This window comes from Asticcacaulis machinosus (genome assembly GCF_028550435.1).
GTDB classification, from domain to species: Bacteria; Pseudomonadota; Alphaproteobacteria; order Caulobacterales; family Caulobacteraceae; genus Asticcacaulis; species Asticcacaulis machinosus.
In genome coordinates, this window is the sequence record NZ_JAQQKV010000001.1 from 1366283 (window position 1) to 1391274 (window position 24992).

The following is a 24992-nucleotide window of genomic DNA, read 5'->3' on the forward strand; positions in this document are numbered from 1 at the left end:
TTGCGGCGGGCCAGCAGGAAAAGCCCGCCGATGATGGCGACCGATCCGGACACAACATGGATGATAATATTGAGGGTATGAATGGCCTCTGACGTCATCGTAACAAACTCCTTAAGTTGAGGAGTCTGATTTTGGCGCGGCCAGTGCTGCCCATCCGGTCGATTTCAGAAATCAGTCAGACCGTTCAGCCAGATATAGAACCTCAGAAAAAGTTAGGCTCTTGCGCCCGAAGTCGCGCCTCATATTCTCCGACGCTGGCCATCGCGCCGGATCTCCAATCCGGATCTACCACACGACCTAAATCCCAAGCCTGCCATGCCCTGTCCATTTCATAGTTACTGTAATGGTGATCACCAAGGTCCTTGAAGGCGTTAGAGGCGAAGGGATAGGCCGCAATATGAATCCAGTAACAGTCCTTGAGCGATGGCATGGAACCCCAAATCGCTTTATCCCACCTATCCGTCCCCTTAGATGTGCGGACAAGATTGGCAAATGTGACATAGCGGAATGTCCCAAACCTCAAACCATCAAATTGCTTAGCTCCGGCCAGATATTTAGCCGCCGCCTCTCGCCCCTCGGACACTTCCGTTGATCCCGCCAGATTCGACGCTTGCCAGAATTGAGTGGTCTTTGGCCCCTCAATCGTTTTCGTAAGTACCGGCCCCAGCGCTCTGATCTTAGCCAGTCTACCTGAATCGGGCTGCAACTCGGCGGTATATTGCTGGGTGATCAGAAAGAACCACATCAACGCCTGTTCCATCTGATCCGATGCCGCTGCCGATTGCATCTGCGTCAAGGCCTCATCGAAACCGGGCTTTGGCGATTCCATAGTTCCGGCAATGGCTTTCAGGGATGATTTTAAGCCTGACGCATATACGGTATTGCCTTCAGACATTCTGACAATGGCGGGTTTAAGATGGGCTGGCAGCGGGTATTGCGCTGTGAGACGCCGCACATTTGAAAACCTGATAGTCTCAGTGGCCCGTCGGTTCGCGTGATTACTTTCTATAGCTATTCCATGTGGAATTTGGCCGTTCTCCAAAACAGCCTTCAGTATTTGCGGATGCAGCCCCACATGGCGGGCGAAATAGCGCGCTATGGCCTTGCGTTCAGCATCTGAAAAAGGTTCGCCAGCATTACTTAGCCGTGCAACGGCTTCGTCCTCAACGGACCAGACGATCTGCTCACCCGCCTGACTTTGCACCAAGGGAAGCGATGTCTTATCAACCACAGCCAGTTCCTGTTCTGGCCAATAGCTGGCAAGCTTGGTTTCCTGTGCCGACTTTTTATCACCGGTGGCCATATTCAACAGCGACTGCAAATAACGCCGATTTTTCAGCTCCAAAATACGAAATGCCGGACTGACAAAACAGCTATCGTTGTTAAATTCTGTGTCCGTAGCTTTCCAGGTCATTGTACGGCACAGGGCAAAGTCATCGAGGTAGCGCGCATCTGCGGCTTCAACATAAATGAAGTCCGAAGCGAGCGTGACCTTGCCGCTTTCTGTTTGCACAGCTCCGTCTTTAAATCGGACTTCTTTTTGGTAGGAGAATTCGATCGTCGGCGCCTCCGCAGAGCGGGCACCACGAATGCGCGGGGCATCCCAATCCGGTGATACCGTCGCGGCCTGACATATGACGGCTGATATTCCCCACAAGACGACTAATAAGCGCTTTAACATCTTCCCCCCCTTTACACTCACCTCAGACTTATCGTCAGCCATTTCAATCTGTCAACTTTGAGCCGCAACACGCCCGCTCACATTCCGCAAGCGATCGTGATCTGTTAATTCATCCTTAATGCTGAAAATTCATTGACCCCGCAGCCTGTGGCCCCTATGTGTGCCGCCGTTTAACCTGAGCCCACCCAAGGAGTGCCAAAGCCCATGACCACTGAATTATTAAAAGGTGTTACGGGGGTTCTGGTTCTGGCCGATGGCACCGTCTATCAGGGCATAGGCCACGGTGCGTCCGGTTCCGCCCTGGGCGAAGTGTGCTTTAACACCGCCATGACCGGCTATCAGGAAATTCTGACCGATCCGTCTTACATGGATCAGATCGTGGCCTTCACCTTCCCGCACGTCGGCAATGTCGGCGTCAATCCGGACGATGTTGAGCAACTGGGCAATGATCCGACCCGCGCGGCTAAGGGCGCGATCTTTCGTGACGCCCCGACCCCGCCGGCCAACTGGCGCTCGACCATGAGCTTCAACGACTGGCTGGTATCACGCGGCGTGGTCGCTCTGTCGGGCATCGATACCCGTGCCCTGACCAAGCGTATCCGCGAACACGGTATGCCCCACGGCGTCATCGCCCACGATCCGAACGGTAATTTCGATATCGCCGCCCTGCAAAAACAAGCCGCTGAGTGGGCCGGTCTGGTCGGGCTTGATCTGGCCATCAAAGCCACCTCGGCGCAGTCTTCGGACTACACCACCGACCTGTGGCAGTGGCCGGAGGGCTACAAGGACGGCACCAGGCATGAGCACAATGTCGTGGTCATCGACTATGGTGTTAAGCAAAACATCCTGCGCGCGCTGATAGGTATCGGCGCGAAGGTCAAGATTGTGCCTGCCGAGACCAAGGCCGAAGACATTCTGGCGCTTAAGCCCGATGGCGTATTGCTGTCGAACGGCCCCGGCGATCCGGCGGCCACCGGCGCCTATGCCGTGCCTGAGATTCAGAAGCTTGTGCAGTCGGGCAAGCCGGTGTTTGGGATTTGTCTGGGCCACCAGATGCTGGCTCTGGCGCTGGGTGCGAAGACCGTCAAGATGGATCAGGGCCACCACGGCGCCAACCATCCGGTCAAGGACATCACCACCGATAAGGTTGAAATCGTGTCGATGAACCACGGTTTTGCGGTCGATCGCGAGTCCTTACCTGCCGGTGTGGTCGAGACCCACGTGTCGTTGTTTGACAACACCAACTGCGGCATTGCGCTGGCGAACCAGCCGGTGTTTTCGGTTCAGCACCACCCCGAAGCCTCCCCCGGCCCGGTCGATTCTTTGTATCTGTTTGAACGCTTCGCCGGATATATGAAAGACGCGAAGGCGGTTGTGGCGTGACCCTTAAGAACTCCCCCTGTTGCAGGGGGAGCTTTCTTTTAAGCCCAGCTTAAAAGAAAGAGGGGGTAATTACCCCACCACCACGCCGATAAATCGACGCGGTCCCCGGCACCGGCCGCCCCCCTCCCCTGCAACAGGGGAGGTTCTAAGTGAGATTAACCAAACATAAAGGGTTGCTTTACGGCCCCCAAGGCTCTAAAGCACCCGCTTAGCCTACATCAAAAATGACCTGAAATGGTCGCCCGCCCGTAACCGGATTTGCGTTTTCGCTCATCCGCTATTTGCGCACGAAAGTATCAGAAGACCTATGCCCAAACGTACCGATATTAAATCCATCCTCATTATCGGCGCCGGTCCGATCGTCATTGGTCAGGCCTGTGAGTTTGACTATTCCGGCGTTCAGGCCTGTAAGGCATTGCGCGAAGAAGGCTACCGGATCATTCTGGTGAACTCCAATCCGGCGACGATCATGACCGATCCCAATATCGCCGACGCCACCTATATCGAACCGATCACCCCTGATATTGTTGAGAAAATCATAGCCAAAGAGCGTCCCGATGCGCTGTTACCTACTATGGGCGGTCAAACGGCGCTGAACTGCGCGCTGGCGCTGGATGCCGCAGGCATCCTTACCAAATACAATGTCGAAATGATCGGCGCCAAGGCCGAAGTCATCGATAAGGCCGAAGACCGCCAGAAGTTCCGCGACGCTATGGACAAGCTCGGCCTAGAGTCAGCCAAGTCGGCGGTCGCCCATAGCTGGGATGAGGCCGTGGCGGGCTTAGAGGCCATCGGCGGCCTGCCCGCGGTCATCCGCCCCAGCTTTACGCTGGCCGGCACCGGCGGCGGCATTGCCTACAATCAGGAAGAGTTTAAGGAAATCGTCGAACGCGGCCTTGACCTTTCCCCCACCACCGAAGTCCTGATCGAGGAATCCATCGTCGGCTGGAAAGAATATGAGATGGAAGTCGTGCGTGACCGCGCCGACAACTGCATCATCGTCTGTTCCATTGAAAACGTCGATCCAATGGGTGTGCATACCGGTGATTCGATCACCGTCGCTCCGGCCCTGACCCTGACCGACAAAGAATATCAGATCATGCGCTCGGCCTCGATCGCCGTCCTGCGCGAAATCGGCGTGGAAACCGGCGGCTCGAACGTGCAGTTCGCGCTCAACCCTGCCGATGGCCGCATGATCGTCATCGAGATGAACCCGCGCGTGTCGCGCTCTTCCGCTCTGGCCTCCAAGGCGACCGGCTTTCCAATTGCCAAAATCGCGGCCAAGCTGGCGGTCGGCTATACGCTGGATGAACTGTCCAACGACATCACCAAGGTCACCCCGGCCTCGTTTGAGCCGTCGATCGACTATGTGGTCACCAAGATCCCGCGCTTTGCCTTTGAGAAATATCCGGGCTCTGAGCCCCTGCTCGGCACCTCGATGAAGTCGGTCGGTGAAGTCATGGCCATTGGCCGCACCTTTGCCGAGTCGGTACAAAAGGCCCTGCGCGGTCTGGAAACTGGCTTGTCCGGCTTTGATGAGGTCGATATCCCCGGCGTGAAAACGGCGGAAAGCGCCCATGCCGTGCGTGAAGCCGTGGTGCGTGAGCTGGGTCGCCCGACACCTGATCGTCTGCGCGTGATTGCTCAGGCTTTCCGTCATGGGTTGAGCGTCGAAGACATCAACGCCGCCTGTGCCTATGAGCCGTGGTTCCTGCGCCAAATTGAAACCATCGTCGCTGAAGAAGCCAAGATCACAGCGCTTGGCCTACCCGCTGATGCCCATGCCATGCGCCTCCTTAAAGGCCTTGGTTTCTCCGATGCCCGTCTGGCGACTCTGACGCAACAGACCGAGGCCGAAGTGCGCAATGCCCGCCGCGGCTTAGGCGTGCGTCCGGTCTTTAAGCGCATCGACACTTGCGCGGCGGAATTTGCGTCGTCGACCGCCTATATGTATTCGACCTATGAAACCGGCGCGCTCGGTCAGGTGCCGGAATGCGAAGCCGCCCCGTCCGACCGTAAGAAGGCCATTATTCTGGGCGGCGGGCCGAACCGGATCGGACAGGGCATCGAGTTCGACTACTGCTGCTGCCATGCCGCCTTTGCGTTCAAGGACATCGACCTTGAAGCCATCATGGTCAATTGCAACCCTGAAACCGTGTCGACCGATTATGATACTTCCGACCGCCTTTATTTCGAGCCGCTGACCGCCGAAGACGTGCTGGAGCTGATCAGCGTTGAAATGTCCAAGGGCGAACTGGCCGGTGTGGTCGTCCAATTCGGCGGCCAGACCCCGCTTAAGCTGGCTCAGGCGCTTGAGGACGAAGGCATCCCTATTCTTGGCACCACGCCCGATGCGATTGATCTGGCCGAAGACCGCGAACGCTTTCAGCAATTGCTGAAAGAGATCGGCCTGCGCCAGCCGATCAACGCGATTGCCCGCTCCCCTGAAGAAGCCTTTAAGGCCTGCCACGAAGTCGGCTACCCTATCGTCATCCGCCCGTCCTATGTGCTGGGTGGCCGCGCCATGGAAATCATCCGCGACGATGAGCAACTGACGCGCTATGTCACTGAGGCTGTTAAGGTTTCGGGGTCTTCGCCCGTCCTGATCGATCAGTATCTGTCGGCAGCGATTGAGGTCGATGCCGATGCGCTCGCCGACGGCGACACGGTGTTTGTGGCTGGCATCATGGAACATATCGAAGAAGCCGGCGTCCATTCCGGCGACTCGGCGTGTTCGCTGCCGCCGTTTTCACTCAAGCCCGAAACCGTCAAAGAGCTTGAGCGTCAGACGATCGAACTGGCCAGGGCGCTTAAGGTGCGCGGCCTGATGAACGTGCAGTTTGCGATCGAAAACCCCTATACCGACCCAAAGATCTACGTGCTTGAGGTCAACCCGCGCGCCTCACGGACCGTGCCGTTCGTCGCCAAGACCCTGGGACAGCCTCTGGCCGGTATCGCCGCCAAGGTCATGGCCGGTAAGCCCCTGTCGGGCTTTGGTCTGAAGCCGCGCGATTACCGCCATGTGGCCGTAAAAGAAGCCGTCTTCCCGTTTGCGCGTTTTGCCAATGTCGATACGGTGCTTGGCCCTGAGATGCGATCGACCGGCGAAGTCATGGGCCTTGACTGGGTGCGTGACGGCGAAGAGATGATCGACGCGTTCTCACGCGCCTTTGCCAAGTCGCAACTGGGCGGTGGCACGGTTCTGCCGACATCGGGCACCGTGTTCGTTTCGGTCAAGGATCAGGACAAACCCACCATTATCGAACCGGTCAAAACCCTGCTGGCACAGGGCTTTAAGGTCGTCTCGACCGGCGGCACCTGCGACTATCTGGCCGAACAGGGCGTTGCGGTTGAGCGCATCAAAAAGGTGCTCGAAGGCCGTCCTAACATTCTGGATGCTATGAAAAACGGTGAGATCCAGCTTCTGTTCAACACCACCGAAGGCAAGCAGTCTCTGGCCGATTCGTTCTCTATCCGCCGCACGGCCCTGATGATGAAGATCCCCTACTACACCACGGCCTCCGGGGCTGTGGCGGCTGCGCGGGCTATTGCGTCCGGCCGCAAAGAGGACCTCGACGTGCGATCCATTCAGGAATACGCATAGTCCTTATTGCCGTTCAAAAATTAAACCCTCCTGCGATGCGTATCGCGGGAGGTTTTTTTACACCGTCTTCCCCGGCTTCACGATTTCGTGTATGGTCGCGTGATCGGCAGGGCATTTATTTCGCACTTGCAAAATGTGATTTCACGGCAGCGATCGGCTTTGGTATGGCGGAGCGCTATTTTTAACCAAGGACATATTCGGTTTCATGAACCTGCTGGAACGTGTGGATACTCTGCTGGGCGACAAAAAAGATCTGACCAAACAGATCGCACTGGTCGCCGCCCCCATCCTGATTTTCCTGTGGTTTTTTCATCCGGCCGTGCTCGACCCGACCAATGTAAGCTGGCTGTTCCAGAAAGACTGGGGCCAGCATGTGCTGGGTTGGCACGCCTTTCGTTATGGCGCTGATGGCTTCAACCATCAGAATTTGCTGGCTCACCCGACGGGTTTGAGCGTCATCTATACCGACTCCAATCCGCTGTTTGCCCTGCCGCTGAAGCTGATATCTCCGCTCCTGCCCGCCAATTTCCAGTATATCGGGCCGTGGTTCCTGTTCTGCATTTGCGCCCATTTTTATCTGGCCTATAAGCTGCTGGAGCGCCACGCCCCGTCATTTTGGGCGGCGCTTACCGGTGCCATTCTGCTGACGCTGGTGCCAACCCTATTCAACCGCATCATGCACGATACGCTGGTGGCACAATTCCTGATCCTGTGGGCGTTTTACATCTATTTCGAGATCAATGAGCCGCGCCGCAAAGCCATTCATTGGGCGATCATGCTGGGGGTGACGGGCTTTATTCACCCCTATATTCTGATCATGGTGCTGGCCCTGTGGGGCGGTGAGCAACTCCGCCGCGTCTGGCCGCAACTTATGACGCGTGAGTTCGTGCAGGTCGCCCGCACCGTCGGGGTGGCAATTCTCACCTTGCTGGCGCCCATCATTACGCTCGGCCTGTCAGGCGCCTATGCCGCAGGTCAAAGTGCGGGCAGCTTCGGCTATGGCTTCTATTCTATGGGCCTTGACGCCCTGTTCAATCCGGCACGTAAGGATTTCACCTTCGGCGGTCTGGTCTCGGTGCCTCAGGACTCAGGGCAGGCGATGGAAGGCTTCATGTATATGGGCGCAGGGCTTTTGTTCCTGATCGTCGCCGCCACTGTGTTGTTTTACCGCTCAGAAAGCGCGCGCACTATTCGCGACACCCTGTTAAAATCGGTGTGGCTGATCGGGCCATTTGCGGTGTTGTTCATCATTGCTTTGTCGAGCAAGGTGCAGTTCTACGACATTGAAATCTTTAAGTATGAGACGCCCAAGGCCCTCGACGGCGTACTGGGCATCATGCGGGCGTCTGGGCGGATGTTCTGGCCGATGGCCTATTTTATGGTGCTGCTGGCGATCCTGACCGTGTACCGCACCCGCCTCAAGACCGTGGCAATTATCCTGCCCTTGGCTCTGGTGATACAGGTCATCGACATCGCCCCGTTTGCCAAGTCGGTGCACTCCGAAACCGCGATGGCCGCCAACCGAACCGTCTATCAGAAGGTGCCGTCAAAGCTGTGGGACGACCTGATCACCAACTCTGATCTGGTGTCGTTTCAGCCCGCCAATGCCCACATCAATAAGCGCCTGTTTTATGAGCTAACCTGGCGCTCGGTGTCCCACGCCGTGCCGGTAAACACCATGTACGCGGCCCGTCCACATCCGCGCCAGACCCAGCTTGAGCGCATTGCTCACACCAATTTTGTGGAGGGTAAGCTCGATCCGAATACCCTCTATGTCTTTTTCAATAAGTGTCAGGCTCCGGCCGGCGCGCAGGCCCGTCTGCGCGAACTGGACGGCGTGTTTATCCTGCCACCGGTGAAGATGCTGGATAAACTGCCTGCCGATCCGCAGGTACCGGGTATCGAATACGGCGAAGACTATAACTTCACCTGGAACGCACAGGGCGCCTGCTTCCTTGAGGACAACTGGCTGTCGCCTGACTCAAAAGGCGTATGGAGCCGCGCCGGTCAACCGGCAGAGCTTAACCTGCCGCTGGCCGACCGACCACGCCATGACATCAGCCTGTCGATGAGCCTGTTAAGCTTCCTGAGCGGCAATAAAACAAAGGTTTATGTCAATGATCGCCTGCTGACGCACCTTGATCTTACGACCCAGATCACCGACCATGAAATTGTCATTCCGCGCCGCTGGGTTAAGGGCAAATCCCTGAACATCCGCCTAGAGCCCGATATTGAGGCCTCGCTCAAGCCGTCGCCCAAAGCGTCTGCCAGCGCCCGCAAGCTCGGCATCCGGCTTTATGACCTGCGCCTGAGTGAAACCAAGGGCTGAAAACAGTTCGCAATCCCTTGAATTCTCAGTGTGCCCGGCTATAGTCGACGGGCATTGGGGGCGGGTTTAAATTACCGTAGCATTGTTGGGCTAAATCCAGCGAACTTCGTTTGCACGCCTGCATCCGTTCGCTGTTTTTAAGTCTGAGACCATGCCTGATAATTCGTCTGCGCCCTACCATACGGTTCTGAAATTCACAGCCCCTATCCTGCTGTTTCTGCTGTTTTTTACGCCGGACATACTTGATCCGACCAATGTCGGCTGGCTGATGCGCGGCGACTGGGCGCAGCATTTTCTGGGCTGGCATGCCTATCGTAACGGCGCCGACGGCTTTAACCATCAGAACCTGCTCGGTTATCCCACGGGTCAGAGCGTTATCTACACCGACTCAAATCCGTTTCTCGCCTTTCCGTTCAAGCTGATTTCCCCCCTGCTGCCCGATTATTTCCAATATATAGGCCCGTGGTTTTTGCTATGTATCTGCCTGCATTATTTTATTGCCTATAGGCTGGTGTCACGCCATGCGCCGGGGCCGTGGTCAGCACTGGCCGGCGCGGTTCTGCTGACCCTATTGCCGACGCTTTTTGGGCGTATCGGCCACGATACGCTGGTGGCGCACTGGCTCATTCTCGGCGCAATTTATATCTTTTTTGAGGTTGATGGCGAAAAGCGCAAATGGATTGCCTACAGTGGGCTGCTGGCTCTGTGTGGGTTTATCCATCCCTATATTCTGGTCATGGTTCTGGCGATATGGGGTGCTGACTGGTTGCGCATCCTTGGCCCGCAGTGGCAAACCAAGGACGTGAAGGGGCTTGGGGTTTCAGGCCTTAAAATGGCGGTGACCTTACTGGCACCCATTGTAGCTCTTGCGATTTCCGGCGCGTTTTCTGGCTCCAGCGCCAAAAGCGGCGGGTTTGGCCTCTATTCGATGGGGCTGGACGCACCGTTCAACCCGTCCAACAAATCCTTCATGCTGCCGTTCCTGTCGGTACAGCAGGACGAAGGACAGGCCTTTGAAGGCTTTCAGTATCTGGGCCTTGGGCTTTTGTTCCTGATCGGGGCGGCCATCTGGCTCTACCGTAAATCCGAAGAGTCACGCACCGTCAAAGAGATACTGATTAAGGCCAAACCGCTCAAATGGCCAATGATCGCGCTGCTGGTGCTGGCTATATCGCACAAGATCCAGTTTTATAACATATTGCTCTTAAAACTGCCCCTGCCGGATTTTCTTGAAGACCTGTTCAACATCGTGCGGGCCTCAGGCCGCCTGTTTTGGCCAATCGCCTATCTTATGGTGTTTCTGGCGCTGCTGACGCTGTACCGGTCACGCCCGAAGACCATGACCATCGTCCTGTCCGCGGCCGTTGTTTTGCAATTCATGGATTTGTCAGGCTTTGCCACCCAGACCAAGGGCCTGACGGCGCGCGCCTCTGACCGGACCGTCTTCACCATCGCCAAAAGCCCTGAGTGGGATAAGCTGATCAAAGGCAGCGATCTGGTGTCGTTTCAAGCCCCTTCGGTCCATAGCAACCAGCCCCTGTTCTACGAAGTGACCATGCACGCCGTCTCCCATAAGGTGCCGGTCAATACTATGTATGCCGCCCGTGATAACCTCAAACAATCGGCATTGGAGTATGAAGAATATAAGCGTTACCTGAACGGTCAGCTTAATCCGCACCACCTTTACGTCATGCTCAACAAATGCCCTGCCCCCAAAGGGGTGGAGCATCGTCTGCGCGAACTGGACGGCATCTGGGTCATTCCGCCCGCCGGGCTGGAAACCCGGCTCAAGACCATTCCGCAGGTGCCGACATTTGAGATCAATAAACCCCACCCCATAACCTGGGACAGTCCGGCAGCGTGCCTGTTTGGTCAGGGCTGGCGGCTGCCGGAGCGGGTCGGCGTGTGGACCGAAGGGCCAAAGGCTGAGGTCAACATCTCCCTGCCGGCCCCCTCCCTCACCGCTATGACTTTGGATATCAATGCCCGCGCCATGAAGGCGGCTCAGGTCGATATCTATGCCAATGGTGTGCCGGTCGGCCGATTCGAAATGCCGAAAAAGGATGCCGACTATTCGGTCACTATTCCGCAAACCGTAGCGGCTCAATCTCAAACGCTGAATATCCGCTTTGTGGTAACCCCGCCCCCCGAAGACTTAAAAAAGCCCCTACAGAAAGATCTGAAACCCGAACATTTACGGCTTAAGATTTCAAGTTTCACCCTCAAAAACACCTGAAATCATAGCCTTAAGGCCCTCGCAATTTAAGGGGTTTAACCTTGCGGCAAAACACGATATAAGGCCGCCCCGGATGAAATCCCCCTTTGCGTTTTATACAGTTTTTAGTCGCGAAGATCGCTTGCAACCGGCATAAACCGTATCTATCTTTTCACTTCGGTCGTAGGCACCCTCGACCGGACGTGAAATCTTTTTTTTATTCCTCTGGGTGCATTTAAGAAATCAATCGCACATGGAAAAAGTGCCGATGACGGGCGAAGGCTATCGCGCCCTCGACGAAGAATTGAAGCGTTTGAAGTCTATTGAGCGTCCAACCGTGATTGCGGCGATCTCTGAGGCGCGCTCGCACGGCGACCTGTCGGAAAACGCCGAATACCATGCCGCTAAGGAGCGTCAGGGCTGGATCGAAGGCCGAATCGCTGAGATCGAAGATAAGATCAGCCGCGCTCAGGTCATCGATGTGACCAAGCTGTCGGGTGAGAACATCAAATTCGGCGCGACCGTAACCGTCGTTGACGAAGACACCGAAGAAGAAGGCCGCTATCAGGTGGTGGGCGAACACGAAGCCGATGTGAAATCGGGCAAGATTTCGCTGACCTCGCCGCTATCGCGCGCCATGATGGGCAAGGAAGTCGGCGATGTCGTCGAAGTCCCGACCCCCAGCGGCGTCAAGGCCTATGAGATTCTTAAGGTCGAATGGATCTAGGCTGATCGCAAAAAAGTTTGAGGCTACGCCTCAATACATTTTTCGCGTAACATTAAAGGTCAAAGACTTGCTCGGGGCGGCCCGTCGCAAGTCTTTGGCTTTTTTAGTAAATGGAAGACATGACGGCCTCTGACGATACCCTGCATATTCCCGAAGGGCGACCGCTGACCATCTGGGCGGTGTCGGACGGGCGCGCGGGCATGGAAAATCAGGTGCTGGGGCTGGCGCAGGCGATTGCGCGCAAAACCCACGCCCAGATCGTCACCCGCCATATCCGCTATCGCCGCCTGTTTGATCGCTGGCCAACGTTCCTGAAGCTATGGCCCGATCAGATGCTTAAGCGCGATTCCGATCCGGTCGGACCGCCCTATCCTGACATATGGATTGCCGCTGGCCGCGCCACCCTGCCCCACAGCCTGCGTATGAAAGCCGCCTCACAGGGTAAGACCCTGGTGGTGCAGCTTCAGGACCCGCGTGCAAATCTGAGCGCCTTCGATCTGGTCGTCGCCCCCCAGCATGATCAGGTAACCGGCGATAATGTGCTGTCGATTCTGGGCGCCCCTCACCGCATCACAAAAGAACGACTGGCCGCCGAATTCGCACCGTGGGCCGAACGCTTCAAAGACTTCTCCGGCCCATTCGTGGCCGTACTGATCGGTGGAAAATCCAAGTCCCATGACCTTAGCCGCGACCGCGCCGAGACGATGGCTGCCGATATCCGCCGGGCTGTTGTAGCCACTAAGGGGACATTGCTGCTGACCATTTCACGCCGCACGCCTGAGGCCGCCCGCGATATATTGGTGAGCGCCCTCAAAGACCTGCCCGGCCTGATCTACACCGGCGGCGGCGACAACCCCTATTTCGCCTTCCTGCACAAGTGCGACCACATCTTAGTCACCGAAGACTCGATCAATATGGCGGTTGAAGCGGCCGCGACCGGCAAACCCGTCCACATCCTCAGCATGGATCGCCGCTCGGCACTGAAATCAACGCGCAAGTTCGATGAGTTCCACCGCGCTTTGCAGGACTACGGCGCCGCGCGTCCTTTTAATGGTGAGTTGCGCACATGGTCATATACGCCCTTGAATGAAACCGCCCGCGCCGCCGAAGCCGTGCTCGCGCTACTAAAATCACGAGCGACACCATCTTAACGGATGACAATCGCACCCCCGATACCTATCTAAAGACCCATCGCGTAAGTTTGCGCAAATCCATTTCACGCCTGATCAGAAGTTAGCCTCATGTCCCTTCCCCGCCCCTTGCGTTGCGCCATCATCGGTTCCGGCCCCGCCGGCTGGACCGCCGCCATCTATGCCGCGCGCGGCCTGCTGCATCCGGTGGTGTTTACAGGCCCACAGGCCGGTGGCCAGCTCACCATCACCACCGATGTCGAAAACTATCCGGGCTTCTCAGAGGTCATTCAGGGGCCGTGGCTGATGGATCAGATGCAGGCTCAGGCCGTGCACATGGGCACCGAAGTCATCAACGACATCGTCGTCAAGGCTGACCTGAGTAAGCGCCCGTTCCTTCTGGAAACCGAAACGGGTGCTACCTACCTTGCCGAAACCGTCATCATCTCGACAGGCGCCCAAGCCAAGTGGCTGGGGCTGGACTCAGAAAAAACCTATCAGGGCTTTGGCGTGTCGGCCTGTGCGACCTGCGACGGGTTCTTCTATCGCAATAAGGTCGTGGCCGTCGTCGGCGGCGGCAACACCGCGGTCGAAGAAGCGCTGTTCCTGACCAAGTTTGCCTCAAAGGTTTACCTGATCCACCGCCGCGAAGAGCTGCGTTCGGAAAAAATCCTCAGTGAGCGTTTGCTGGCCGACCCGAAGATTGAGCCGATCTGGAATGTCGGCATCGATGAAATCCTAGGCGACACCAATGAATTTGGCGCGGCGGGGGTCACCGGTGTGCGCCTCAAACACGTTGAAACCGGCGAAAAGTACGAAATCCCGCTTGATGGGGTGTTCATCGCCATTGGCCACGCCCCATCTTCGCAACTGTTTGCCGGTCAGCTTGAAACCAATTCCGGCGGCTATCTGCGCGTCCAGCCGGGCACGCCCAAGACCGCAATCGAGGGCGTATTTGCCGCCGGTGACGTGACCGACGATGTCTATCGTCAGGCGGTTACCGCGGCGGGTATGGGCTGCATGGCCGCGCTGGAGGCCGTGCGGCTGCTGGCCGAAGAAGACCACCATAAGGGCCAGAACCACGAAAACCCGGCCAAAATCGGAGCGTACTAAAATAGTAAACTGACACTGCACTGTCATACGCTACCCCTAAAAGGCTCCTGAGTTTTCAAGGAGCCTTTTTCATGCGTGCCTCACAGATATGGTCATCCGCTTGCCTGACGGCGCTTATGGTGCTGACAACGCAGGCGTCTGCGCAAACGGATGCGGCAAACCCATATTATAGTGCCGCGCAAACGGAACTGAGCCGGAAACTGGCCGTTCAGCCTAATACGTCTAAGGCCCGCAACATCATCATCTTTGTCGGCGACGGCATGGGGGTATCAACCACGACCGCGGCCCGGATTCTGGCCGGACAAGAGGCGGGCAAGGACGGCGAAGCCTATGTCATGACGATGGACGCCCTGCCGTTTTCAGGGCTGGTCAAAACCTATTCCCACGATTCGCAGGTGGCCGATTCGGCTCCGACCGCCACGGCCCTCATGTCCGGTGTCAAAAGCCGCAACAGCATTATCGGCCTGAGCCATGAGGCTGAGGTCGGCAACTGCGCGTCGGCCCAAACCACGCGTGTGGCTTCCCTGATCGAACTGGCCGAAGATGCGGGGCTGGCGACCGGTGTCGTGACCACGACCCGCATTACCCATGCCACCCCGGCCTCGGCCTATGCCCACACTCCGGAACGGGACTGGGAAGACGACGTGGAATTATCCAAGGCCGTGCGCGCCGAGGCCTGCGTCGATATCGCCCGCCAGTTGATAGAGTTCAATCATGGTGACGGGCTTGAGGTGGTGCTGGGCGGCGGGCGGCGTCATTTCCTGCCGCAAACCGTGGCCGATCCGGAATATGCCGATAAAAAAGGCCGCCGCAAGGATGGCCGCAACCTGATTGCCGACTGGCAAAAAGCCCATCCCAAGGGTCAGTATGTCTGGGATGCCAAGGGGTTTAAGGGCCTTGATCTCACCGCCAAAGGCCCGATCCTGGGGCTGTTTGAACCCGATCATATGCAGTACGAAGTCGATCGCGCCAGGGACAAGGCCGGGGAGCCGTCGCTGGCGGAGATGACCGCGCTGGCCATCACCCGCCTGAAATCCAATCCAAAAGGCTTTGTGCTGCTGGTCGAAGGCGGACGCATCGATCACGCCCATCACGCCGGTCAGGCCGGGCGCGCCCTGCATGACACCGTCGCGCTCGATAAGGCGTTACGCACAGCGCAGGAGATGACCGACAGCCGCGATACCCTGATTATCGTCACCGCCGACCACAGCCACGGCCTGACCATGAGCGGCTATCCGGCGCGCGGCAACCCGATTCTGGGGCTGGCAAAAGATTCCGAGGGGAAAGTGATCAAGGCGGCCGATGGCAAGCCCTACACGACGCTTACCTATGCCACCGGCCCCGGCGCCGAGATCAACAAACCGCGCGGCGACATCAGCGCCGTCAACACCGAGGATCCCGATTACCATCAGCAGGCCCTGCTGCCCGCCCCGTCCGCCGCCCATTCCGGTGAAGACGTGGCGGTGCGCGCCTCAGGCCCGTTCGCGCACCTGCTGCAAGGCACGATCGAGCAGAACCTGATTTTCCACGTCATGCGACACGCGGCGCAGATACCTGCACCATAGGATTTTTTACGGCACAAACGCCGGATCGACCACTGCCCAGAAGGCTGATTTCGGATTACCCGCCGTATCAAACAGTAACGGTTGATTCAGGCGCGTCACCGGGAAAGTGGTAAGCCAGCTATGGTTATCAGCCACACCCCAGGTCGTAACTGACTTCACGCTGGCGCGGGCAGCAAACACATTATACAGCGCCCGGTATTGCAGGGCCTGTGCGCGCAAGGTTGTGGTCACTGCCGCCGATCCGGCGACCAGTCCCGTCTGGCACCCCGTCTGATTGGCAAAGCATGAGCCCGGATCAGTGTAGAACGACACATCCAGTTCGGTGACATGGTTGATCAGGTTTTTCGCCTCAACCTCGATCAGGGCTTGCTGAACCTGTGCGGCGCTGGGATAGGTCGTCGAAATATGGAACTGATGCCCCACCCCATTAATCGGCACGCCGCGATCAAGCAGTGTCTGGATAATCGTCATATAACGGGCACGTTTGCCGGGGTCTTCGGTACTGTAATCATTGATAAACAGCTCGACATCGGGATCGGCGGCGCGGGCGGCGCGAAAGGCGATATCGAGATAGCTGTCGCCGAAAATCTGGTACCATTCCGAATTACGATAGGTTGATCCGGCATCATCACTGGTCGGTTCATTGACCACATCCCAGGCATAGACCTTACCCTTAAAATGGGTGACGACATCTGTGATATAGGTTTCAAGTCGCTGCCGCACCAGCGCCCGAAACGCCGTCATATCGCTGCGGTCACCGGCAAAGAACCATGCCGGCGTCGACTGATGCCACAGCAGGGCATGGCCGCGCACGGCGATGTTGTTGGCCTGCGCGAACGTCACCACCTGATCGGCCGGGCCGTAATTATAGACCCCGGCACTGGTGCCCATCGTCTGGGCCTTCATGACGTTCTCAGCCGTGATCGAACCCGCGTGCTTGATCAGGATCGCCTGACTTGGGGCATCATTTATCCAAGTCGGATCGGCGGTGAAGCCAACCTTGAACTTTGCATTGAAGAAGGTCTTAAGCGCCGGTGCGGTGGCCGGATCGGGCAGGTTGCCAGCACTTGATGATGATGAAGACGAACTCGAAGAGGCCGAACTGCTTGAGGACGATGATCCGCCCCCGCCGCCAGAGGAACCGCCTCCTCCGCCGCCACCACCACAAGCCGCGGTGGCCAGCATAGCGCCTGCACCGGTCGCACCCATGAGGAAGCGACGGCGATTATGTGCCGTTGTCTGTGTCATTGTGTTTCTCCCGTTGTTAGCGCCTCTATTTTGGATCGGGCGCTGTTAGCGGTAACAATGACAGATGTCGATAAGGTGTCAATACACCCAAGGTATTGTAATATAATAGCTATTTTTGTCAGACTTACTCATCGTCCAGCGATGGGGCTTTGCGCCCTGACTTGACCGTCGCGCGGATCGCCTTACCGACCAGTCGGCGTTTGACCGCACCACGGGTTGGTTTGGTGGCGATACGCGGGGGCGGGGGCGGCGCGGCAGCCTTTTGCAGCAGTTCAACGAACCGTTCACGGGCGGCTTTGCGGTTCATGTCCTGAGTGCGGTGCGTCTGGACAAACAGCACCAGCACCCCTTCCTGCGTCACTCGTCGGCCGGCCAGCTTGATCAGCCGCATCTTGACGTCATAGGGAATGGTCAGGTTCTCAAAGATCGAAAACCGCAGCTCAACCGCGGTCGAGACCTTATTGACGTTCTGCCCGCCCGCGCCCGATGAGCGGACAAAGTTTTCCGTCAGTTCGGCTTCATCGATGGAAATGCGGGGGGTAATGAACAGCATAGCCCGGTTTGTATCCAAACCGGGCTATGATTCAAGAGAAGAATACCCCCTCTTCGCATCGATAAATCGAAGCGAAGCTCCCCCTGCTACAGGGGGAATTCTTTAGGACAGTGTCGCCTTGATCATCCACAGGTGCTTTTCGTGGGCGGTCAGGCGTTGGGTGGCCAGATCAGCCGACGACACATCACCGACCTCTTCCGACAGTTCGACCACGCTTTTTAAAGTCGCGATGACCGTCTCATGACCCGATTTCAGGTCTTTCAGCATCTCTTCGGATGAGAATGTCGGATCGCCATCCTTGATCGAGGTCAGGTTACCGAGCGCCGAACCCGACTGCGGGGCCAGTTCGCCAAGCGCGCGGATGCGTTCAGCAATATCGTCAATCGCGTTCCACATTTCGGTGTACTGCTCCATAAACAGGCTATGCAGCGACGAAAAGGTCGGGCCCGTCACGTTCCAGTGGTAGCCGTGAGTTTTCTGATACAGCGTATAGCTGTCGGCCAGAAGCTTCGACAGTTCGTGAGCTACTTTTTTGTCGTGATCGACAGCAGACGCTTTGGAAGCGGGCATGGCTTTATCTCCTTATGAATCCGGTATGGGATATATGATAATGCCCACATAAATATGCAATTAAATCCTTCGGCATCACCCGAAATGAGCCATAAAAACTGTTGCTTAGAATGTGCGTCATGTCACCGCATCGTCATATTTATTTGGCCGCTGCGCAAAATGGGCTTGAATAGTTCCGAGATAGGACTATTTTAATGATACCTTATGCTAAAAATGAGCATAAGGTATTGCCCTTGCGGTTGTACAGGAGAGGCCCATGCCTTCGACTACCCTTGAGTTCACGCCCGCCGCTAAGGCCCCGCCTGTAGCTCTGGACTTTACGCCGCAGGTCGAAGCCGAAACCGCCGAAATCTATGCGCGCCTCAAAGGGAAAGTCTCCCCCATCGAATGGCAGCTTCAGGCCCCGCTGATTGCGGAGATTAACCGCCTTAAGCGCGAAATGAACGCGGTCATTCTGGCTCACAACTATATGACGCCGGAAATCTTTCATGGCGTCGGCGATTATGTAGGCGATTCCTTAGGTCTGGCTCGTGAAGCCGCGAAATCCAAAGCCGACATTATCGTGCAGGGCGGCGTCCATTTCATGGCCGAAACCTCAAAGATTCTGGCCCCTGAAAAGACCGTGCTGATCCCCGATCTGCGCGCCGGCTGTTCGCTGGCGTCGTCGCTCAACGGTGAGCAACTGCGCCTGATCAAGCAGCGCTATCCCGGCCTGCCGGTCGTCACCTATGTCAACACTACCGCCGATGTGAAGGCCGAAACCGACATTTGCTGCACCTCGGCCAATGCGGTGCAGGTTGTCGAACACATTGCCAAAGAATGGGGCGTCGACCGCGTGATTATGGTGCCGGATGAGTTTCTGGCCCGCAATGTGGCGCGCCAGACGAACATCGGCATCATTGCCTACAAAGGCGCGTGTGAGGTTCATGAACGCTTTGATGCGTCGGACATCGCCGATGTGCGCGCCGCCCATCCGGATGCGATCGTGCTCGGCCACCCCGAATGTCCGCCGGATGTGATCGCGGCCTGCGATTTCACGGGTTCGACCACCGCCATGATCGACTATGTCACCGACCATAAGCCCAAGCAGGTCGTGCTGGTGACCGAATGTTCGATGGCCGATAATGTCGCCGCCGATGTCGAAGGCGTCGAGTTCCTGCGCCCGTGCAATCTGTGCCCGCACATGAAACGCATCACCCTCGAAAACATCTACGCCTCGCTGGTCAACCGTCAGTATGAAGTCACCGTCGATCCGGCCATTATCGACAAAGCCCGTATCGCCGTGCAGCGCATGATCGACATGCCGCCTCTGAAAGTCCCCGCGCGCTACGACATGATCAAAGCCCGCCACCATGTCGATGTTGAGTTGATTAGCTAAGGTTTGTCTTCAAAGAACCTCCCCTAATTTTAGGGGAGCCGGGCGGCCGGTGCCGATACCCCCGAAGGGGGGTGGTGGGGTTAAACCCGCTGAACATGAACCCCACCCGTCATCCGATCCTGACGGATCGTCTGCCACCCTCCCCTCCCTGAGGGGAGGTTCTAAGAAAACGCCCCTCTAAGGACAGTCTGGAGGCCCGCATGGCCGCTGAAACCTACATTCATAACGGCCCGCTGGTGATCGGCGCAGGACTGGCGGGGCTGTCCGTCGCCCTTCATACCGCGCCGCTTAAAACGCTGGTGCTGGCACCGGTGGCACTGGGCGTGGCCTGTTCGTCGGCCTGGGCGCAAGGCGGGATTGCCGCCGCCCTGTCGGATCAGGACACCCCCGAAGCCCATGCCAAAGACACCCTCGATGCCGGGGCCGGTATCGTCGATCCGCTCGCCGCCAGGACTCTGACCGAAATGGGCAAGCATGTGGTTAAGCAACTGTCTGACCTTGGTGCGCCCTTTGACCGCAACACCGATGGGTCGTTTGTGCTCAACCGAGAGGCTGCCCACGGCCTGGCCCGTGTCGCCCGCGTCGGGGGCGATCTGGCCGGCAAGGCCATCCTCACCGCCGTCGCCGATGCCGCCCGCAACGCCCCCCATATCGAAATCTGGGAGCAAGCCTTCGCCACCGGCCTGATCACGTCCCCCGACGGCGCGGTCATCGGCGCAGTCGTGTCACATGAAGGCAAGACCCTGCATGTCTATGCGCCGGTCACGGTCATGGCGTCCGGTGGCCTTGGCGGACTTTATGCCGTGACCACTAACCCGCCCAACCTGCGCGGCGACGGCATGGCGATGGCCGCCCTTGCCGGTGCGGTGATCGCTGACCCTGAATTTGTGCAGTTTCACCCGACCGCGCTTAATGTCGGCCTCGACCCGGCCCCTTTAGCAACCGAAGCTTTGCGCGGCGAAGGGGCGACCCTGATCGACAAAAACGGGGTGCGCTTTGTGCTTGAGGATCACCCTGACGGCGAACTGGCCCCGCGTGATATCGTAGCCCGTGCCGTCCATAAGGCCAATGTCAGCGGTCGGGGGGCGTTTCTTGATGCCACGACGGCGATTGGCGACCACTTCCCCGCCGAGTTCCCGACCGTGTTCGCCTCCTGCCAGAGCGTCGGTATCGACCCACGCACAGAGCCCATGCCCGTCGCCCCCGCCGCCCACTATCACATGGGCGGGATTTCGACCGACATCCACGGTCGCTCATCGCTCAAGGGGCTTTACGCCGTTGGCGAATGTGCCTCAACCGGCGTACACGGGGCCAATCGTCTGGCGTCCAACTCCTTACTCGAAGCCGCAGCCTTCGGGGAACGGGTCGGCCTTGAATGCGCGCAGACCTTAAGTGACACACCGTTCACACCTGATACTGCCGCGGCCGCCATCCCGGCTTTACCGCCGGTTCTGCCGCCCGAAACCCTGCAAAGCTTACGCGACGCCATCAGCCGCTATGCCGGTGTCGTGCGCGATGAAACGGGCCTGAAAACCCTGCTGGAGCAGATCGAAGACCTTGAAAAGCAGTATGCCGGATCGCTGGCGCTGATAAATGCGCGCCTGATTGCACTTTCGGCCTTGCGCCGAAAGGAAAGTCGGGGTTCTCATTACCGTAGCGACTACCCCATGCTCAGTGACCGCGCACAACGCACCTTCACCACATGGTCACAATGTAGCGCTACGACACCGGAGCCCCAACTGGAGATCTTCTGATGGACAAAGCCGTAGCCCCTGCCAAAGCCTTAAGCATGATGACGGGTCTGCCAGACATATTGGTCGAGCCTGTTATCCGCGATGCTTTGCGCGAAGATCTGGGGCTGGCGGGTGATGTCACCGGCATGGCCTGTATCCCGCCCAAGGCGCGCTTTAAGGCCGAGTTCCGCGCGCGCGGCAATGGTGTCACCGCCGGTATCGACTGTGCCCGTCTGGCGATGGCTTTGATGGATCATCAGGTACGGTTTGAAATTGTCGCCCCGGACTCGACCCACGTTAAGGCCGGTGATGTTATCGCCCGCGTCGAAGGCAATGCCCGCGCCATTCTGGCCGCCGAGCGGGTGGCGCTGAACATGCTGTGCCACCTGTCGGGGGTGGCGACCCTGACCCACAAATTTGTCGCCTCTATCGCCGATCTGCCCGCCCGCATCGCCTGTACGCGCAAGACCACGCCCCTGCTGCGCGGCCTTGAAAAACATGCCGTCAAATGCGGCGGCGGCCACAACCACCGTTACGGTCTGGATGACGCCATCCTGATCAAGGACAACCATATCGCCGTCTGCGGCGGCGTCGCTCAGGCCATGGAGCGCGCCAAGGCCGCCGCCGGACACCTGATGAAAATCGAACTCGAAGTCGATTCCATCGCGCAGTTGAAGCAGGCCCTGCCGTTCCAGCCCGACGTGCTGCTGCTCGATAATTTCACGCTTGATATGTTCAAGGAAGCCGTCAACCTGGCTAAGGGCAAGACGATCCTTGAGGCATCCGGCGGGGTCAATCTCGATACCGTGCGCGCCATTGCCGAAGCCGGGGTCGACATTATCTCGATCGGTGCCCTGACCCACTCCGCGCCGGTGTTCGATATCGGACTGGATGCGGTGTAAGCGCATTCCAAAAAGTGTGCAGCGGTTTTTGGATCAAATGCGCGACAAAAAATGATCTCATCTCAAAACGCTTAAGGGCGTTTTGAGATGGAAAGTATTGTATTTTGGCGAAAGTTATTGTACAAAAATAAGTACAAGGATGCCGCCATGAAACATGTCACCTATTCCACTTTTCGCGCTGATCTGGCCAATATGCTGGATAAGGTCAATGACGATCATGTGCCGCTGCTGATTACCCGTCAGAACGGCCGTCCGGCGGTCGTCATGTCGCTGGAGGATTTCGCGTCATGGCAGGAAACGGCCTATCTGATGGCCAGCCCGAAAAACGCGGAAAGACTGCGCCGGTCGATTGCTGAACTCGAAGCGGGGGGCGGCACTGTTCGCGACCTGATCGAAGAATGAAGATCATATTCGCCGAGGATGCCTGGGACGATTATCTTTTCTGGCAATCTGATAAAGCCCAACTCAAACGCATCAATGCGCTCATCAAAGATATACGCCGCCACCCGTTTGAAGGCATCGGCCAACCAGAGGCCCTCAAGCATGATTGGGCTGGCTTCTGGTCGCGCCGCATAGATCAGGAGCACAGGTTTATTTACCGCGTGATGGATGACGCAATTCTTATAGCCCAGTGCCGCTACCACTACTGAGCCGCCTCTGCACCCACTGGCTTAAGGGGCGGTCAACCATCGCCTCAAACACAAACGCCACCACAATGGCCGTGACAATCCCGCTGCCCCACACGGCCCACTGCGCAGGCATGGACAGATCAAACCGGTCGGTGAGTTTCGGGATCAGGGCAAACCACACGGCTCCGACCAGCGAATGGGTCAGGAACAATGAAAACGACGCCCGCCCCATCTGATGAGTCAGGTGATTGCCGCGCAAGGTCACGGCCCCGCCAAGGCCAATGATAGCCGCCAGCAGAGATAGCCCAATCACATCGCTGATCAGTCCCCGCCCTTGGGTTTCCAAAGCCACAATCGCCAGCACCGCCGCCGCAAGGCCTGCAAAAAAAGATGATTTTCCAATACTCACCGGTGCCAGTAGCCGCTCGATCAGGGTGCCAGCCACAAACAATGGCACCGCCCGCATCAGGGCAAACCGAAATGGCAGGTCGGCAAAAGCGTGATCGACCGCGTGTGCCCCCGCAAAGGCCGCCACCATGAGCCCCGCCAACAGCGCTGATAAGCCCGCACGCGACAGGGGCTGCACATGTCGGGCATAAAGCGCAAAGGCGGCATAACACACTATCAGGGCTGACAGGGTCCAGGTCGGCACGTTCCAGCCCGGTTCCTCAAATCCGCCCCAGCCATGCACCATGAACATCTGCGCCACAAAGTCGGTCAGGCTGTATTTTTCCGGATTATTCGGCGGATAGCCAAGTGCTGTCCCGCCCATGATCAGCACCGCCAGCAACAGCAAAACCACCATATGCGACGGCCACAACCGCCCGATCCGGCGCATCATGAAGGGCCCCGCTGTGATGCGCCCGGCCGCCAGTCGCGCCCCGTAGGCCCGTGACAGCACAAATCCCGACAGGATCAAAAAGAAATCGGTCGCCAGCCAGCCCTGATCAAACACCGGCGACAACTCAGGCAATATGACCGGCGCGTTCTGACCGAAGTGATAGATCAGGATAAAGCCTGCCGCCAGAAACCGCAGGACATCAAGACTTGTGGCCCCTTTGCGCGGGGCGGTCTCAACTCTGGTGTCGCGGGAATCTCTGCTCATACAACCTCTTAAATATCCAACGCTGAGGCTGTGCAATAAGCGAGCCTAAAAAAAAGCCCCCGGCCGGTAAAGGGCGCGGGGGCAGTTGGCTCGAAAGAAACGCTTTAGGCTTACTCGAACTTATTTCTTTGCCGCTTTGGGATCTACCGGTTTGGGCGCTTCACGCTTAATGCCTGCCTGTTCGCCCGGCTTCATGAACTTAACCAGCACCCGCTGACCGATCAGGAATGGCGCGTCGTTGGCCGTGACCACCACCTCGACCACTCGTTCGTCGGAGGCTTCGTTGCCACTGTCGGATTTCAGCTTGCGCGCCCCAAAGGTGGCCGCGATACGCTTAACCGACCCGATATAGACCTTGGTCTGATCGACTTCAGGGATAATCTCGACCGGCTGCCCTACGGTTACGTCCGGGATCGAGCTTTCGACGATTTCAGAGCGGATGATGCGTTCAGTCTTCGGCTCCAGATCGAACATGGTCGAGACGTTCAGGGTCGATGCCCCCGCGCCCGGATTGGCATAGCGGCGAACAATACGGCCATCAGCGGGCGCGATGATACGGGTCAGTTCCAGATCGTACTGAGCCTGAGCCAGTGAGGCGCGCGCGGTCGCCACTGATGCCTGTTGTGAGGCCAGAGTGGCCTCAGCCTCACGAATGGCATCGCGGGTCGAATCGAGCTTGGTGCCTGCAACAAAATTGTCCTTGGCCAGCGCATTATAGCGCTCAAATTCGCGGCGGGCGGTATCGAGGCGCACCTGCGTCAGGCGCATGGCCGCAGTCGCTTCCTGCACGGTGGCCGAGGCGCGCGCCACGGTCAGACGGGCAGCGTCATCTTCCTGCTTGGCCAGAATCTGGCCCTTGGTGACTTCGTCGCCTTCCTGAACAAAGACTTCCTGCACGATGCCGGCGCGGCGGGCAGCCACTTCGATCACGCCCCCTTCAACATCGGCCTTACCGTTGGCGATAGCGGCATAGGGGCTGGGCGGAGCCTTGACCTCTGCCTTTTTTTCGTCAGGCTTTGGCATTCCGCAGCCCGACAGGCCCGCCGCCGACAGCACCGCGACGGGCAGGGCCACCAGCATGGTTTTCATAAGATTTGAGCGTCTGACTGACATGTTGTTTCTCGTGT

General features: G+C 57.8%; 19 protein-coding genes. 13 read left to right on the plus strand and 6 right to left on the minus strand.

Going from position 1 to position 24992, the window contains the following annotated elements; all coding sequences use genetic code 11:
* Positions 1 to 202 precede the first annotated feature (202 nt).
* On the minus strand, positions 203 to 1681 hold the full coding sequence (locus PQU98_RS06380) for a hypothetical protein (protein ID WP_272744070.1): 1479 nt from the start codon (positions 1679 to 1681) through the stop codon (positions 203 to 205).
* 204 nt (positions 1682 to 1885) lie between these two features.
* On the opposite strand from PQU98_RS06380, the gene carA reads away from it, so the two are divergent.
* The 8 genes from carA to PQU98_RS06420 all read left to right on the plus strand — a co-directional run bounded on the left by carA (position 1886) and on the right by PQU98_RS06420 (position 15747).
* Positions 1886 to 3064, plus strand: coding sequence for a glutamine-hydrolyzing carbamoyl-phosphate synthase small subunit (carA, locus tag PQU98_RS06385; protein ID WP_272744071.1), 1179 nt, complete (start codon positions 1886 to 1888; stop codon positions 3062 to 3064).
* A 307-nt stretch (positions 3065 to 3371) separates the two neighbouring features.
* Complete coding sequence (gene carB / locus PQU98_RS06390; protein ID WP_272744072.1) at positions 3372 to 6668, plus strand: carbamoyl-phosphate synthase large subunit; 3297 nt, start codon at positions 3372 to 3374, stop codon at positions 6666 to 6668.
* A gap of 205 nt (positions 6669 to 6873) precedes the next feature.
* Complete coding sequence (locus PQU98_RS06395) at positions 6874 to 8997, plus strand: DUF6311 domain-containing protein (RefSeq protein WP_272744073.1); 2124 nt, start codon at positions 6874 to 6876, stop codon at positions 8995 to 8997.
* Between the two features lie 151 nt (positions 8998 to 9148).
* Entirely contained in the window at positions 9149 to 11233 is a 2085-nt protein-coding gene (locus PQU98_RS06400) for a DUF6311 domain-containing protein (RefSeq protein WP_272744074.1), read from the plus strand.
* 232 nt (positions 11234 to 11465) lie between these two features.
* Entirely contained in the window at positions 11466 to 11939 is a 474-nt protein-coding gene (gene greA, locus PQU98_RS06405) for a transcription elongation factor GreA (RefSeq protein WP_267527390.1), read from the plus strand.
* Between the two features lie 119 nt (positions 11940 to 12058).
* The gene (locus tag PQU98_RS06410; RefSeq protein WP_272744075.1) at positions 12059 to 13090 is read left to right on the plus strand and encodes a mitochondrial fission ELM1 family protein; all 1032 of its coding nucleotides are present in this window, start codon (positions 12059 to 12061) and stop codon (positions 13088 to 13090) included.
* Positions 13091 to 13180: 90 nt separating this feature from the next.
* Entirely contained in the window at positions 13181 to 14182 is a 1002-nt protein-coding gene (trxB, locus tag PQU98_RS06415; RefSeq protein ID WP_272744076.1) for a thioredoxin-disulfide reductase, read from the plus strand.
* A gap of 71 nt (positions 14183 to 14253) precedes the next feature.
* The gene (locus PQU98_RS06420) at positions 14254 to 15747 is read left to right on the plus strand and encodes an alkaline phosphatase family protein (protein WP_272744077.1); all 1494 of its coding nucleotides are present in this window, start codon (positions 14254 to 14256) and stop codon (positions 15745 to 15747) included.
* Positions 15748 to 15753: 6 nt separating this feature from the next.
* Here the strand turns inward: PQU98_RS06420 and PQU98_RS06425 are convergent, their stop codons facing one another.
* The 3 genes from PQU98_RS06425 to PQU98_RS06435 all read right to left on the minus strand — a co-directional run bounded on the left by PQU98_RS06425 (position 15754) and on the right by PQU98_RS06435 (position 18118).
* A complete protein-coding gene (locus tag PQU98_RS06425) occupies positions 15754 to 16995 on the minus strand; it encodes an endo-1,4-beta-xylanase (RefSeq protein ID WP_272744078.1) in 1242 nt (413 codons plus the stop codon).
* Positions 16996 to 17119: 124 nt separating this feature from the next.
* Positions 17120 to 17548 carry an alternative ribosome rescue aminoacyl-tRNA hydrolase ArfB gene (gene arfB, locus PQU98_RS06430; RefSeq protein ID WP_272744079.1) on the minus strand — a complete coding sequence of 143 codons (429 nt, stop codon included), beginning with the start codon at positions 17546 to 17548 and terminating at the stop codon, positions 17120 to 17122.
* Between the two features lie 102 nt (positions 17549 to 17650).
* Positions 17651 to 18118: a Dps family protein gene (locus PQU98_RS06435; protein ID WP_272744080.1), complete on the minus strand. Its 468-nt coding sequence runs from the start codon at positions 18116 to 18118 to the stop codon at positions 17651 to 17653.
* Between the two features lie 256 nt (positions 18119 to 18374).
* On the opposite strand from PQU98_RS06435, the gene nadA reads away from it, so the two are divergent.
* The 5 genes from nadA to PQU98_RS06460 all read left to right on the plus strand — a co-directional run bounded on the left by nadA (position 18375) and on the right by PQU98_RS06460 (position 22781).
* Positions 18375 to 19496 carry a quinolinate synthase NadA gene (nadA, locus tag PQU98_RS06440; RefSeq protein ID WP_272744081.1) on the plus strand — a complete coding sequence of 374 codons (1122 nt, stop codon included), beginning with the start codon at positions 18375 to 18377 and terminating at the stop codon, positions 19494 to 19496.
* A 200-nt stretch (positions 19497 to 19696) separates the two neighbouring features.
* Complete coding sequence (locus tag PQU98_RS06445) at positions 19697 to 21250, plus strand: L-aspartate oxidase (protein ID WP_272744082.1); 1554 nt, start codon at positions 19697 to 19699, stop codon at positions 21248 to 21250.
* Positions 21250 to 22131 carry a carboxylating nicotinate-nucleotide diphosphorylase gene (nadC, locus tag PQU98_RS06450; protein WP_272744083.1) on the plus strand — a complete coding sequence of 294 codons (882 nt, stop codon included), beginning with the start codon at positions 21250 to 21252 and terminating at the stop codon, positions 22129 to 22131. The genes PQU98_RS06445 and nadC overlap by 1 nt, the downstream gene beginning before the upstream one ends.
* A 147-nt stretch (positions 22132 to 22278) precedes the next feature.
* Complete coding sequence (locus PQU98_RS06455; RefSeq protein ID WP_272744084.1) at positions 22279 to 22533, plus strand: type II toxin-antitoxin system Phd/YefM family antitoxin; 255 nt, start codon at positions 22279 to 22281, stop codon at positions 22531 to 22533.
* Complete coding sequence (locus PQU98_RS06460) at positions 22530 to 22781, plus strand: Txe/YoeB family addiction module toxin (protein ID WP_272744085.1); 252 nt, start codon at positions 22530 to 22532, stop codon at positions 22779 to 22781. The genes PQU98_RS06455 and PQU98_RS06460 overlap by 4 nt, the downstream gene beginning before the upstream one ends.
* On the opposite strand, the gene PQU98_RS06465 is transcribed toward PQU98_RS06460, so the two are convergent.
* Positions 22753 to 23865, minus strand: coding sequence for an acyltransferase family protein (locus PQU98_RS06465; protein ID WP_272744086.1), 1113 nt, complete (start codon positions 23863 to 23865; stop codon positions 22753 to 22755). The genes PQU98_RS06460 and PQU98_RS06465 overlap by 29 nt on opposite strands.
* Positions 23866 to 23985: 120 nt before the next feature.
* Entirely contained in the window at positions 23986 to 24978 is a 993-nt protein-coding gene (locus PQU98_RS06470) for an HlyD family secretion protein (RefSeq protein WP_272744087.1), read from the minus strand.
* Positions 24979 to 24992: the final 14 nt, after the last annotated feature.

What these genes read in the sequence shown, in the direction of transcription:
- PQU98_RS06380 (WP_272744070.1), bottom strand. Translation starts at nt 1,681, where the DNA reads ATGTTAAAGCGCTTATTAGTCGTCTTGTGGGGAATATCAGCCGTCATA.
- carA (WP_272744071.1), top strand. Translation starts at nt 1,886, where the DNA reads ATGACCACTGAATTATTAAAAGGTGTTACGGGGGTTCTGGTTCTGGCC.
- carB (WP_272744072.1), top strand. Translation starts at nt 3,372, where the DNA reads ATGCCCAAACGTACCGATATTAAATCCATCCTCATTATCGGCGCCGGT.
- PQU98_RS06395 (WP_272744073.1), top strand. Translation starts at nt 6,874, where the DNA reads ATGAACCTGCTGGAACGTGTGGATACTCTGCTGGGCGACAAAAAAGAT.
- PQU98_RS06400 (WP_272744074.1), top strand. Translation starts at nt 9,149, where the DNA reads ATGCCTGATAATTCGTCTGCGCCCTACCATACGGTTCTGAAATTCACA.
- greA (WP_267527390.1), top strand. Translation starts at nt 11,466, where the DNA reads ATGGAAAAAGTGCCGATGACGGGCGAAGGCTATCGCGCCCTCGACGAA.
- PQU98_RS06410 (WP_272744075.1), top strand. Translation starts at nt 12,059, where the DNA reads ATGACGGCCTCTGACGATACCCTGCATATTCCCGAAGGGCGACCGCTG.
- trxB (WP_272744076.1), top strand. Translation starts at nt 13,181, where the DNA reads ATGTCCCTTCCCCGCCCCTTGCGTTGCGCCATCATCGGTTCCGGCCCC.
- PQU98_RS06420 (WP_272744077.1), top strand. Translation starts at nt 14,254, where the DNA reads ATGCGTGCCTCACAGATATGGTCATCCGCTTGCCTGACGGCGCTTATG.
- PQU98_RS06425 (WP_272744078.1), bottom strand. Translation starts at nt 16,995, where the DNA reads ATGACACAGACAACGGCACATAATCGCCGTCGCTTCCTCATGGGTGCG.
- arfB (WP_272744079.1), bottom strand. Translation starts at nt 17,548, where the DNA reads ATGCTGTTCATTACCCCCCGCATTTCCATCGATGAAGCCGAACTGACG.
- PQU98_RS06435 (WP_272744080.1), bottom strand. Translation starts at nt 18,118, where the DNA reads ATGCCCGCTTCCAAAGCGTCTGCTGTCGATCACGACAAAAAAGTAGCT.
- nadA (WP_272744081.1), top strand. Translation starts at nt 18,375, where the DNA reads ATGCCTTCGACTACCCTTGAGTTCACGCCCGCCGCTAAGGCCCCGCCT.
- PQU98_RS06445 (WP_272744082.1), top strand. Translation starts at nt 19,697, where the DNA reads ATGGCCGCTGAAACCTACATTCATAACGGCCCGCTGGTGATCGGCGCA.
- nadC (WP_272744083.1), top strand. Translation starts at nt 21,250, where the DNA reads ATGGACAAAGCCGTAGCCCCTGCCAAAGCCTTAAGCATGATGACGGGT.
- PQU98_RS06455 (WP_272744084.1), top strand. Translation starts at nt 22,279, where the DNA reads ATGAAACATGTCACCTATTCCACTTTTCGCGCTGATCTGGCCAATATG.
- PQU98_RS06460 (WP_272744085.1), top strand. Translation starts at nt 22,530, where the DNA reads ATGAAGATCATATTCGCCGAGGATGCCTGGGACGATTATCTTTTCTGG.
- PQU98_RS06465 (WP_272744086.1), bottom strand. Translation starts at nt 23,865, where the DNA reads ATGAGCAGAGATTCCCGCGACACCAGAGTTGAGACCGCCCCGCGCAAA.
- PQU98_RS06470 (WP_272744087.1), bottom strand. Translation starts at nt 24,978, where the DNA reads ATGTCAGTCAGACGCTCAAATCTTATGAAAACCATGCTGGTGGCCCTG.